This window comes from Selenihalanaerobacter shriftii (genome assembly GCF_900167185.1).
GTDB lineage: Bacteria > Bacillota > Halanaerobiia > Halobacteroidales > Acetohalobiaceae > Selenihalanaerobacter > Selenihalanaerobacter shriftii.
Map to the genome: position 1 here is coordinate 68759 of NZ_FUWM01000011.1, position 12244 is coordinate 81002.

At 33.8% G+C, this 12244-nt stretch carries 12 protein-coding genes and 5 tRNA genes; all 17 read right to left on the reverse strand.

What is annotated here, in order from left to right; all coding sequences use genetic code 11:
* Window positions 1-15: 15 nt before the first annotated feature.
* Window positions 16-615, reverse strand: coding sequence for an ATP-dependent Clp endopeptidase proteolytic subunit ClpP (clpP, locus tag B5D41_RS07465; RefSeq protein ID WP_078810009.1), 600 nt, complete (start codon window positions 613-615; stop codon window positions 16-18).
* 72 nt (window positions 616-687) lie between these two features.
* A complete protein-coding gene (gene tig / locus B5D41_RS07470) occupies window positions 688-1968 on the reverse strand; it encodes a trigger factor (protein WP_078810011.1) in 1281 nt (426 codons plus the stop codon).
* 207 nt (window positions 1969-2175) lie between these two features.
* Window positions 2176-2250, reverse strand: a tRNA-Gly gene (locus B5D41_RS07475).
* 27 nt (window positions 2251-2277) lie between these two features.
* Window positions 2278-2354 (reverse strand) — tRNA-Arg (locus B5D41_RS07480).
* 10 nt (window positions 2355-2364) lie between these two features.
* Window positions 2365-2441 (reverse strand) — tRNA-His (locus tag B5D41_RS07485).
* A gap of 20 nt (window positions 2442-2461) precedes the next feature.
* Window positions 2462-2538, reverse strand: a tRNA-Arg gene (locus tag B5D41_RS07490).
* A 7-nt stretch (window positions 2539-2545) separates the two neighbouring features.
* Window positions 2546-2622, reverse strand: a tRNA-Gly gene (locus B5D41_RS07495).
* A gap of 154 nt (window positions 2623-2776) precedes the next feature.
* On the reverse strand, window positions 2777-3244 hold the full coding sequence (locus B5D41_RS07500; protein ID WP_078810012.1) for a YfcE family phosphodiesterase: 468 nt from the start codon (window positions 3242-3244) through the stop codon (window positions 2777-2779).
* Window positions 3245-3270: 26 nt separating this feature from the next.
* Window positions 3271-3876 (reverse strand): XTP/dITP diphosphatase, encoded by a 606-nt coding sequence (locus B5D41_RS07505; RefSeq protein WP_078810014.1) that lies wholly within the window; start codon window positions 3874-3876, stop codon window positions 3271-3273.
* On the reverse strand, window positions 3869-4630 hold the full coding sequence (rph, locus tag B5D41_RS07510; protein WP_078810015.1) for a ribonuclease PH: 762 nt from the start codon (window positions 4628-4630) through the stop codon (window positions 3869-3871). Before rph ends, B5D41_RS07505 begins: the two co-directional genes overlap by 8 nt.
* A gap of 27 nt (window positions 4631-4657) precedes the next feature.
* The gene (locus B5D41_RS07515; RefSeq protein WP_078810016.1) at window positions 4658-5551 is read right to left on the reverse strand and encodes an alanine-tRNA synthetase second additional domain-containing protein; all 894 of its coding nucleotides are present in this window, start codon (window positions 5549-5551) and stop codon (window positions 4658-4660) included.
* A gap of 136 nt (window positions 5552-5687) precedes the next feature.
* Window positions 5688-6221 (reverse strand): Fe-S-containing hydro-lyase, encoded by a 534-nt coding sequence (locus B5D41_RS07520; protein WP_078810017.1) that lies wholly within the window; start codon window positions 6219-6221, stop codon window positions 5688-5690.
* A 16-nt stretch (window positions 6222-6237) separates the two neighbouring features.
* Entirely contained in the window at window positions 6238-7080 is an 843-nt protein-coding gene (locus tag B5D41_RS07525) for a fumarate hydratase (protein WP_078810018.1), read from the reverse strand.
* A gap of 4 nt (window positions 7081-7084) precedes the next feature.
* Entirely contained in the window at window positions 7085-8500 is a 1416-nt protein-coding gene (locus B5D41_RS07530; RefSeq protein WP_078810019.1) for an aspartate ammonia-lyase, read from the reverse strand.
* Between the two features lie 17 nt (window positions 8501-8517).
* Window positions 8518-9681 carry an NAD(P)-dependent malic enzyme gene (locus B5D41_RS07535; RefSeq protein ID WP_078810020.1) on the reverse strand — a complete coding sequence of 388 codons (1164 nt, stop codon included), beginning with the start codon at window positions 9679-9681 and terminating at the stop codon, window positions 8518-8520.
* A gap of 405 nt (window positions 9682-10086) precedes the next feature.
* Entirely contained in the window at window positions 10087-11064 is a 978-nt protein-coding gene (locus B5D41_RS07540) for an asparaginase (protein WP_078810021.1), read from the reverse strand.
* Window positions 11051-12199: a M20/M25/M40 family metallo-hydrolase gene (locus B5D41_RS07545; RefSeq protein ID WP_078810022.1), complete on the reverse strand. Its 1149-nt coding sequence runs from the start codon at window positions 12197-12199 to the stop codon at window positions 11051-11053. Before B5D41_RS07545 ends, B5D41_RS07540 begins: the two co-directional genes overlap by 14 nt.
* Window positions 12200-12244: the final 45 nt, after the last annotated feature.

Below are 12244 nucleotides of genomic sequence, written 5' to 3' on the forward strand. Positions count from 1 at the left end.
CACCTCTTTATTGATTTAATCTTCTAAGTCCTCTTGTCGGGAGATAACTTCATCAATAATTCCATATTCTTTAGCTTCCTCTGCGGACATGAAGAAATCACGGTCAACATCTTCTTCTATTTTTTCTAAAGGTTGCTCTGTATGATCTGCTAAAATATTGTTCAAGACTTTTCTTAATTCTAAAATTTCTTGAGCTTGAATCTCTATATCAGCGGCTCTACCTTCAGCACCACCAGCAGGCTGATGAATCATAATTCTTGCATGAGGTAAAGCATACCTCTTGCCTGCAGTACCAGAGGCTAATAATAAAGCTCCTGCACTAGCACCTAATCCCATACACATAGTTGAAACATCAGGTTTTATATACTGAATAGTGTCATACATTGCTAAAGCTGCTGTTACAGATCCTCCTGGACTATTAATATATAAATAGATATCTTTATCAGGATTATCTGCTTCTAAAAATAGTAACTGAGCAATTACTAAGTTAGCAACATTATCATCAATTGGACTACCAATGAATATAATTCTGTCCTTTAATAAGCGAGAATAAATGTCATAAGATCTTTCACCACGATTCGTCTGCTCAACAACCATTGGTACTAAATTACTCATATTACTTTATCCCCCTTTTTCGTTTGTCATTTTCTCTTGCTCTCCCAAGCATACTTTAATTAATAAAACTTTTTAGTTATTCTCAATCAAAAAGTCAATTGTATTTTCCATCTTAATACTATCTACTACAGAATCATATTGTCCTTGCATCTGTAAGAAAGCTTTAATCATATCTGGTTCTTGATCTTGTGCTTCAGCTATTTCTTTTATTTTATTCTCAATTTCTTCATCTGTTACTTCAATTCCTTCTTTTTCTGCAATAGCTTCTAAGGCAAGGTTAGATTTAACCCTTTTTTCAGCTTCAGACTTATGTTGGGAACGGAAAGCTTCTTCATCAGTTCCAGTCATCTCTAAGTATTGATCAAAATCCATTCCTTGTTGTTGTAACCTTTGCTGCATACCTTGCATCATAGTATCAAGTTCATTTTCAATCATAGTTTCTGGAATATTAACTTCTGTATTTCCGGCAACTGTTTCAATTAAATTATTAGCAAATTCATTTTCCGCTCTTTGCCCAGCTTCCTCTTTTAGTGTGCTACTAATATCCTCTTTTAATTCATCTAATGTTTCAAAATCACTAACTTCCTTAGCAAGTTCATCATCTAATTCTGGTAAAACTTTCTCTTTAATCTCTTTAACTTTAACTTTGAAAGTAACCCCTTCTCCAGCTAAGTTATCTGCATGATACTCTTCAGGGAAAGTCACATCTACTTCAACTTCTTCTCCTACCTTTACTCCTATTAACTGTTCTTCAAAACCAGGAATAAAAGTACCAGAACCAATCTCTAACGTATATTCTTCACCAGAACCACCTTCAAATGGTTCTCCATTATGATAACCATCAAAATCAATAATTGCAAAGTCTTCATCTTTTACTTCTTCTCTATCTGCAACTTTTAATTCTGCAAACTTTTCTCTCCGGTTCTCTAACTCATTCATAACATCTTCTTCCGTGATCTCTTCTGTTTCGTCTTCTATATCTAAATCAGTATATTCTCCTAAATTAACTTCTGGTTGAGTTTCTACTTCGGCAGTAAAAGTGGCTGGTTTATCCTTTTCAATAAATGCATCTACTATATCTGGTTGACTAATCGGTTCTATCTCTGATTCTTCTACTGCTTCACTATATGCTTTAGGAATTAAGATATCTAATGCATCTTTATGTAATACTTCTTCCCCATATCTAGCTTCTAATACTCCTCTTGGTACCTTACCTTTTCTAAAACCATCAATTTCAACATCCTTAACTATCTTTTTATATGCCTGGTCTAATGCATTGTTAACTTCCTCTGCATCTACTTCTACATCTAATTTTACTTCGTTTTCTCCAATTTGCTCTTTATTTACCTTCATTTATATTGCCCCCTTATTAAAAAATATATGTAATTTTTATTAATTTGTGCTATTTTTAACCCTATATTATAGATTTTGATTACCTCTTATTATTTCTATACTTCATATTAAATCTCCTGCATATACTATTTATTATTAACTTACCACATAAAAACAATACCTCGGCTCACGACATTAACCGCCGTTCCGAGGTTTTATATTCTTTAATGGAGCGGAAAACGAGATTTGAACTCGCGACCTTCTCGTTGGCAACGAGATGCTCTACCACTGAGCTATTTCCGCATAATAATTCAATTATATCTAATAAAATGGCACGCCCGGAAGGATTTGAACCTTCAACCTACAGATTCGAAGTCTGCCACTCTATCCAGTTGAGCTACGGGCGCTTAATTAATATGGGGTGAGTGATGGGATTTGAACCCACGGCCTCAGGAGCCACAATCCTGCGCTCTAACCTACTGAGCTACACCCACCATATTGTTAAAATTGCAAATGGCGCGCCTGGGAGGATTCGAACCCCCGACTCATGGATTAGAAGTCCATTGCTCTATCCACCTGAGCTACAGGCGCAAATAAATGGAGCGGGAAACCGGACTCGAACCGGCGACACCCAGCTTGGAAGGCTGGTGCTCTAGCCAACTGAGCTACTCCCGCTCAACTGTCTCATAACAAGACAGTTAATAGTATAACTTAAATCCCCTTTACCGTCAATCATATTTAAATATGATTTATAGCTTTTAAGCTTGTTTAACTACTCATTACTATAATATACTCATCATTTCTACAAGTTATGATTAAATTTAATCAATTATAATGCTTTAATCTCAGACTTGATTTCACCTTCATTTATCTCTATTATTCCATAAGAAGCTTGCCCATCCCGAGGATAAGTTAAGCTGCCTGGATTTAAATATAAAATATCATCTTCTTGTACTTGCAAACTTTTATGAGTATGCCCAAATACTACAATATCCGCTTCTAACTCTACAGCCTTATAGGCTAGATTAGATAATCCATATTTAGCTCTATATCTATGTCCATGAGTTAATAATATTTTCTTATCTTCTATATATATTAACTCATCTAAGTTTCCCTCACATCCTCTATCTCTATTCCCTTTAACCTTAACTATATTAAAGTTATCTTTTTCAATAGATTCTACATCAGTTATATGATCCCCGGCATGTAATAAAAAATCAATATTATCTTCTATTGGAATTATTCTTTCTAATTCAGATACCTGTCCATGAGTGTCACTTACACATAATATCTTCATAACCTAACCCACCCTATTCTATTACACTATAATCTTTTTAAATATTTTTTCATTTTAATTAATGCTTTAGCTCTATGACTAATTTGATTCTTAACCTCTGAGTTTAATTGAGCAAAAGTCCTATCATACCCTTTAGGAATAAATAATGGGTCATAGCCAAATCCATTTTCTCCTAATGGTTTATATCCAATCTGACCTTCACAAACTCCTTGAATAGTCTTGAATGCTATACTTTCCTCTTCTTGGCCAGGATTAGCTAAGGCAACTACTGTTTTGAATCGAGCAGTTCTCTCTTCTAAAGAAAGATCAGCTAATTCATGTAATAACTTTTTATTATTCTCTTCATCTGTTGCATTCTCTCCTGCATAACGAGCCGAGTAGACACCAGGTTTACCATCTAAAGCATCTACAATTAAACCGGTGTCATCAGCTATAGCAATTAAACCAGTATACTCAGCTAATTCTTTAGCCTTCTTTATAGCATTATCAGCTAAAGTATCACCATCTTCTATTACTTCCGGTACATCCTCAAATTGATCAGACGTAACTATTTCTATATCTAAGTTGGATAAAAGTTCTTTCATCTCCTTAATCTTGCCCTGATTTCCAGTGGCCAAAAATATTTTAGTCATTATTATTTCCCTTACCATTTAGTAATAATTCTACTCTATCCCCTAAAGCTTCTTTTTGATACTTAACTAATTCCTTAACTCCTTTTTCACCTAATTCAAGAAATCTATCCATTTCTTTTCTACTAAACGGATTCTCTTCACCTGTTCCTTGAACTTCAATAATTTTCCCTTCTTCAGTCATTACTAAATTTAAATCTACCTGAGCTGTAGAATCTTCTTGATAACGAAGATCTAACAGAGGTTCTCCATCTGTAATTCCCACACTTGTAGCTGCTACCATTGATTCAACAGGCATTTCATTTATCTTTTCTTTTTCTAATAAATATGCTAAAGCATCTATTAATGCTACAAATGCCCCAGTAATCGACGCTGTTCTAGTTCCTCCATCAGCTTGAATCACATCACAATCTAACCAAATAGTTCGTTCTCCTAATTTATCTAAATCAACTATTGATCTCATAGCTCGCCCAATTAACCTCTGGATTTCAGTTGTTCTACCACTTAATTTACCTCTAGCAGCCTCTCTAATATTCCTACTCTCTGTAGCCCTTGGTAACATAGAATACTCTGCAGTTACCCACCCTTGACCCTGACCTCTTAAAAAACGTGGTACACTATCTTCTACTGACGCATTACAGATTACTTTTGTATCTCCAGTAGCAATTAATACAGATCCCTCTGCATATTTAGTAAAATTTCTAGTGATATTAACAGGTCTTAATTCATCTACTTTTCTTCCATCAACTCTTTTCATGTCTAATTCCCCTCTCTATATTTATAATTACTTATGACTTAATTCAAATTGACTTCTTTCAGTACCTACTAGACCGGCCAATAAGTAACGTCCAGTTTTTGGATCATGCTTTAAATCTTTTATTAATTTGAAGTTTTCAATATCTCCTGTCCGTTTAACATGAATTCTCGGCCCTCTACATGAATGAATTTCTTCACCTACTTTAATATGAGTGTCATCATATGGATTAATTCGAATATCATTATCAATTATACTTTTAACTTTTTCTTCTAATTCTTTAAGATTAATATCTGGCTTTCTTTCAAATTGCATTACAAATCCACTCTTTATATCACTATGATATATTGTCTTTTCTATTCCCTTTTTAGCCAATATAGCAGTAATAATATCTTCTGCAGTATGAGCCATTCGTCTATATTTAATTGATTTATAGACTATTTCTGATATTTCCTGAGGCCAAGGTCCAAAAACTCCAGGCCGAGTTATTAATACCTCTTCGCCGATACCAATTAACAAATCAGGGTCACCTAAATGATCAGCTAATAAATCAAAATGTTCAACTACAACTCGCTGTTCGTACTTTATTGCTTTTTTTATTGCTTCTGCTAACTTCCATGGCTGATTAAATGCAGCTTCAAACCTAGCATCAACATGATATGTATGATTATTAAAATTATCATTTTCAGATGCTTCTAATACAGGTAATGGTCTAATATTGACTCCATTATCATCATTAGTTAAAGTTAATCCCGGAAACATTCCTCTAATCAACAATGACTTTCCAGCTCCTGCATCTCCAATCAATCCAACAAGCTGGTCATTAGGACTTAAATAAGCGTGAGCTAAATCATTACCTAATTCACTAATTCTATCTTTACCCCGGGGAGCAAAGTATACTGACTGTGCAAAGCTATTGAACATTATGAGGTCTCCCTTCTATTCTTTGTATTATTTCAATAATTATTAATTTATCCCTTTATTTTAAGTTAAAAAATAAAAAACAGGTACTAGTTATAACTACCAGCACCTATTAGTATGACATTATAATATCATCCTATTAATCCCGCTTATATAAACTATTACCTTCACTATCAATTACTACAATCACCGGTAAATCTTCTACTCTTAATTTTCTAACAGCCTCTGTACCAAGATCATCATAAGCAATTACCTCAGCTTCTTTTATCCGCTGGGCTATTAATGCAGCTGTACCACCGATGGCACCAAAGTAAACTGCACCTTCTTCTTTCATAGAGTCTATTACTTTTTGATTTCTATCTCCTTTACCAATCATACCTCTTAATCCTTCTTCAATTAATGTAGGAGCAAAAGAATCCATCCTATAACTAGTAGTTGGACCTGCTGACCCAATCGGTTTTCCTGGTTTAGCTGGACATGGTCCTACATAATAAATCACCTGTCCTTCTATCTCCATAGGCAGTTCATCTCCTGCTTCTAGAGCAGCAATTAGCCGAGCATGGGCTGCATCTCGAGCAGTATAAACTATTCCTGACAAAAGCACTTTATCTCCAGCCTTTAAATCTCTAACCTGCTTTTCTGTTAAGGGAGTTTCTATTTCAATCTCACTCATCAGTACTGCCTCCTTTTTAGCCTAAAACTCTTTCTTTATGTCTAGTTACATGACAATTAATATTAACCGCTACTGGTAATCCAGCAATATGGGTTGGATAAGTTTCAATATTAACTGCTAAAGCTGTAGTTTTTCCCCCAAAACCTTGAGGCCCAATATCTAATTCATTTATTTTTTCTAATAGCTCTATCTCTAAATCTAATATACTTTCTCTGTCATTATGTTCTCCTATAGGTCGTAAGAGTGACTTCTTAGCTAATAAGGCAGCCTTTTCAAATGTGCCACCAATCCCTACTCCCACCACAATTGGTGGACAAGGATTAGGTCCAGCCTCTTTGACCACTTGTAAAACAAAGTCTTTAACTCCTTCTACACCATCTGCTGGTTTTAACATTTTGATCTGACTCATATTTTCACTGCCAAAACCTTTAGGAGCTACAGTAAGTTTTAATTTATCTCCAGGAACTATTTCAGTATGTATAACCGCTGGTGTATTATCTCCAGTATTAATTCTTTCTAAAGGTCCCGCTACCACTGACTTGCGTAAATACCCTTCTTCATAACCACGTCTAACTCCTTCGTTAATAGCTGTGGACAGCTCTCCACCTTCTATTTGAAGGTCTTGTCCCACTTCTACAAAGATTACAGTCATCCCTGTATCTTGACAGATAGGCATTTTTTCGTTTTTAGCAATCTCTGCATTTTCCAATAAACGTTCTAAAATCTCTTTTGCTATTGGTGATTCTTCTCTCTTAAGAGCCTGCTGATAACCATTAATAATATCATCACCTAATTCAAAATTAGCCTTCATACACATCTCGGCTACAGCTTCAGTAATCTCATCTACATGAACTGTCATTAGCTTACGCCTCCTTCTTTAGCGACTCCTTACCAGCAATTCCTGGTTCAGTCATTTCAATTGGATCTAATATATTAGAAGCTTCTTCTTCACTTAAAACTCCCTCTTCTAAAGCTACTTCTTTAACTGAACGATCTTCTTTTAGAGCTTTTTTAGCTATCTGAGATGCTTTATCATATCCAATATGAGGATTAATAGCAGTAATTATCCCAATGCTATGATGGAGTAATTCCTCACACCTTTCCCTATTAACTGTAATTCCTTTAATACATCTCTCTGCAAATAATTCACTTGCATTTGTAAGAATATCAGTAGATTGCAATAAATTAAAAGCCATTACTGGCCCCATTACATTTAATTCCAATTGACCTGCTTCCGAAGCTAAAGTAATAGTTTGATCATTACCCATTACTTGAAATGATACTTGATTTACTACCTCAGCCATTACTGGATTTACTTTTCCTGGCATGATTGATGAACCTGGCTGAACTGCTGGTAAATTAATTTCATTTAATCCTGTTCTAGGCCCTGAACTTAATAACCTTAAATCATTAGCAACTTTCGACAGACTACTGGCTAATGTCTTTAACCTTCCAGAAACCTCAACTATTATATCTGTATTCTGGGTTCCATCAATAAAATCCTTTATAGATTTAAGACCTAACCCAGTAACTTTTCTTAATTCCTTTATAACTAATTCTATATACTTAGGTTCTGCATTTAAACTAGTTCCTATAGCTGTAGCTCCTAAATTTACTTCTTTTAATTCATTCATTACATTCTTGATTCTATTAATATTTCTCTCAATTACTTTTCTATAGGCACCAAACTCTTGACCTAATCTAATTGGGATCGCATCTTGTAAATGTGTTCGTCCCATCTTAATTATACCATCAAATTCAACTTCCTTCTCTCTAAACCTTATGCTTAACAATGAAAGAGCAGAAAGTAGGCTATTAAGTTGTTCAATAGTAGCAATTCTAATTGCTGTTGGTACTACGTCATTAGTAGATTGGGCCATATTGACATCTGTATTTGGATGTACTCTTTCGTAGTTTCCTTTTGTATCATCTAAAATCTCTAAAGCTCGATTAGCAATTACTTCATTAATATTCATATTAATTGAAGTTCCAGCTCCGCCTTGAATGGCATCTACAATAATCTCACTATCAAATTTACCTTTTTGTACTTCTTTAGCAGCTTCAATAATAGCTTTTCCCTTTTCACGATTTAGATACCCTAACTTCATATTACTTGTAGCCGCAGCAACCTTTACCATCCCAATAGCATGAACTAACTTTGGGTGAATTGAAATCCCAGTAATCTTAAAGTTTTCTGCTGCCCTCATACTTTGAATACCATAATAACTATTATCAGCTATTTCTTTTTCCCCTAAGAAATCTTTTTCAATTCTTGCCACAGTTAACCCCTCCTATTTTATCTTATTAGTCCTTTTTCTCTAGCTAATTTACTAATGGTGTTAGCAACCCGATTAACAACTTCTTTATCAAAAGGATCTGGAATTATATAATCATCATTAAGTCCATTATCTTCAGCAATTTTAGCTATAGCATATGCTACTTTTAGTTTCATATCATCAGTAATATCTGTAGCCCTAGCACTTAATAAACCTTTAAATACTCCAGGAAAAGCTAATAAATTATTAACCTGATTAGGGTAATCTGAACGTCCAGTTCCAACTATTCTACTTCCTGCTTCCTTAGCTAAATCTGGTTTAACCTCAGGATCAGGATTAGCCATGGCAAAGATAATAGAATCATCACCCATGCTTTCTAGCATATCCTTGGTTAATATATTACCAACAGAGACTCCAATGAAAACATCAGCATCTTTAATTGCAACATCTAATCCACCTTCTTCTCCATTAGGATTAGTTTGTTCAGCTAACTCAATCTGTTTATCTGTTAAATCTTGAGTTCCTGGATTTAAAATTCCCTCTTTATCACATAATATAACCTCTTTAATTCCTGCTTCTAATAACAACTTAGTAATTGAACTACCGGCAGCCCCAATTCCATTAACTACTACTTTAATCTCTTTTAAATCTTTATTAACTAACTTGGCGGCATTAATTAATCCAGCCATGGTGACAATAGCTGTTCCATGTTGGTCATCATGGAATACTGGAATATCTAATTCTTCCTTTAATCTTTCTTCAATCTCAATACATCTTGGGGCTGCTATATCTTCTAAAAGAATCGCTCCATAAGTTGCAGAGATATTCTTAATTATGTTAACTATCTCATCTGACTCTTGGGTTGATAAACAAATAGGAACAGTATTTACTCCGGCAAACTTCTTAAGTAAGACTGATTTTCCTTCCATCACTGGTAATGCTGCTTCAGGACCGATATTACCCAATCCTAATACAGCTGAACCATCGGTAACAATTGCTACTGTATTCCCTTTCGATGTATACTCATAAACAGTCTCTTTGTTTTTAAATATCTCTCTACACGGCTCAGCAACTCCTGGTGAATACACTAAACTTAAATCTCTCTTATCTTTTACATCTATTTTATTATTGACTTCTATTTTACCTAATAATTTTTTATGTAATTTTAAAGCTTCATTTCTCATTTATTAGCCCTCCTAATTTATTCTTATCTTCTAATAATATTTTCACTAATTTATTAATGCATATAGTATGCCAATTTTTTTACAAAATAACTATTTCATTTTCAAGCACATATTTAATCCAGTTAACATATAATTGATTAGTGTTAAAGACTAATTTTAAACTTTCTAATATTTTTTGAAATATAATTATCCTCTAAATTGATATTAAGAATAGGTTGTCCTTACCTATTAATGGGGTTTTAATAACCCAATCCTACCATTAGTTATCTATAATCTATGAAATTTTAACAAATTTAATAATAAAATAAAGGAAGACATTACTGGATAGTAATGTCTTCCTCTAATAAAAATCTTTTATTTAATTTAATAATATAGATATAATTCTCCTACAAAAAGATCATCTTTCTATGCTTCTTTAAAAAAATCACATATTTCTTCGTCTTTATAATCTCCTCCTAAGAGTAACATTAATTTTATTCTAGCTTTTGGTCCACTAATACCATCACTAAAAATAACTCCCATCTCTTCTAAGTCTTTATCGCCTCCTGCAGCAGCATATGTATTATGGACTTTCCCTTCTAAACATCTTGATGTTAAAACAACCTTCATACCTTTATTAAGTGCTCTTTCTAGACTTGGTAGAATATAATTAGGAATTGTACCCGAACCAAAAGCTTCAATAATCAAACCATCAAACTCATTATTACTGACTAACATATCTATTATTGTACTGTTAAATCCTGATACTATTTTAACAAAAGCCACTTTAGTATTAATTGCATCTGTCTTAATATTTTTAGGAGGCATTGTTTTATAAAAATAATTCACTTCTTCTTTAGTCACTTCTCCTAATCTACCACTATTTGTTGAACGAAAAGCTGCTAAATTGGTAGTATGCCTCTTAGTTAATAAGTGAGCAGTATGAATCTCATTATTAAGAACTACTAAGACTCCTTGATCCTTACTCTTTTCTTTAACTGCAACTTTGAAAGCCTGGTATATATTAGCACTACCATCACTACCTAACTCTGTAGCCCCTCGCATAGCTCCAGTAATAATCACAGGCTTAGAGCTATCAATAAGCACATTTAACATATAAGCCGTTTCTTGTAAAGTATCTGTTCCGTGAGTAATTACAATCCCATCTATATCAGAATTACGAATTTCTTCTTTAACTAATTGAGCCAGTTTAAACATTCTCTCAGGTGTCATTTGAGAACTATCAATATTACAAAACTCATTAACTTCAACCTCACACATTTCTTCTAATTCAGGAATACTTTCAATTAACTCTTTGCCAGTAAATTTGGGGATCAGCTTTCCTTCTTTATTTTCACCCATAGCAATAGTTCCACCGGTTGAGATTAATTTAATCTTCTTCATTAATTTCACCTCTGTTATTTAGCTTATCAATAATTAACAACAACTGTTTTAAACCTAACTTTACTGGCTCTATTTCCATATACTCATCTTCTCGATGAATATTATCTCCCCGGGTTAATCCAATAGTTACAGCAGGAATACCTAAATTTAATGGTAAATTTCCATCGGTACTAGCCGCTTCATACTTAGATTCAATACCCAACTCTTTATGAGTCTGTGATATTATTTTTATTAATTCATGCTCACTAGAAATTCTCCCTGCCGGTCTTTCTCCTATTAATTCAAATTCAGTTTTTACTTTATCTTTATTAGCAATACCTTTAATAATATCTTTAAATTCTTTCACTACTTGCTCTAAATAATTAGATTCTAATGACCTAACCTCCCATAACATTTCAGCCTCTTGAGCAATAGTATTAATTGTTCTCCCACCACTAACTTTTCCTACGTTATATGTGGTCTTTTTATTATTAGGTAATTTAAAATCATTTAAAGCTGCAATTGCTTTAGACATAGTATGAATCGCACTAGGTTGACCAAAATCACTCCAGCTATGACCGCCTGTTGCTTTAAATTTGACTCGCCAACGACTACTTCCAATTGCTTGATTAGTAACCCTACCTAACCCATCTCCTTCTAAAGCAATTACCTCATCTACCTTTTCCTCATAATCTTCCATCAATTGGGTCATCCCTTTTAAATTACCAAGTCCCTCTTCACCAACTGTAGCTGCCAAAATCAAATTATAACCCAATTCAATATTAAATTTATTCAAAACTTTCGCCACTACTAATAATCCTTCTAGCCCCAAACTATTGTCACAAATCCCTGGTGCTGCTACTATGGGATCCTCTCTTGTCACTTGCAAGTCTACTTCTTCATTAAATACTGTATCCAAGTGAGCAGCTATCATAACAGTAGATGCAGTAGGGTCTACTCTATAAGATGCAATAACATTGCCTACTTCATCTTTTCTAATCTTAGTAGCTCCAAATTCTTCTAACTTTTGTTGAATATGATTAGCTCTCTTTTCTTCTTGAAAAGTAGGGGCAGAAATTTGACTAATTTCTATTGTCTCTTCAATAATTCTATCTATCTTTGCATTAATAAAGTCTAAAACAGCTTCTATCTCCATAATTTCATCCTTTCCTATTAATTTAAGTATAATCTACTTTTATTA

Bases quoted from the DNA above. Each gene is read 5' to 3' on its own strand.
- clpP (WP_078810009.1), bottom strand. From the start codon at position 615: ATGAGTAATTTAGTACCAATGGTTGTTGAGCAGACGAATCGTGGTGAA.
- B5D41_RS07540 (WP_078810021.1), bottom strand. From the start codon at position 11,064: ATGAAGAAGATTAAATTAATCTCAACCGGTGGAACTATTGCTATGGGT.
- B5D41_RS07535 (WP_078810020.1), bottom strand. From the start codon at position 9,681: ATGAGAAATGAAGCTTTAAAATTACATAAAAAATTATTAGGTAAAATA.
- B5D41_RS07525 (WP_078810018.1), bottom strand. From the start codon at position 7,080: ATGACAGTTCATGTAGATGAGATTACTGAAGCTGTAGCCGAGATGTGT.
- B5D41_RS07515 (WP_078810016.1), bottom strand. From the start codon at position 5,551: ATGTTCAATAGCTTTGCACAGTCAGTATACTTTGCTCCCCGGGGTAAA.
- B5D41_RS07505 (WP_078810014.1), bottom strand. From the start codon at position 3,876: ATGACTAAAATATTTTTGGCCACTGGAAATCAGGGCAAGATTAAGGAG.
- B5D41_RS07545 (WP_078810022.1), bottom strand. From the start codon at position 12,199: ATGGAGATAGAAGCTGTTTTAGACTTTATTAATGCAAAGATAGATAGA.
- tig (WP_078810011.1), bottom strand. From the start codon at position 1,968: ATGAAGGTAAATAAAGAGCAAATTGGAGAAAACGAAGTAAAATTAGAT.
- B5D41_RS07520 (WP_078810017.1), bottom strand. From the start codon at position 6,221: ATGAGTGAGATTGAAATAGAAACTCCCTTAACAGAAAAGCAGGTTAGA.
- rph (WP_078810015.1), bottom strand. From the start codon at position 4,630: ATGAAAAGAGTTGATGGAAGAAAAGTAGATGAATTAAGACCTGTTAAT.
- B5D41_RS07500 (WP_078810012.1), bottom strand. From the start codon at position 3,244: ATGAAGATATTATGTGTAAGTGACACTCATGGACAGGTATCTGAATTA.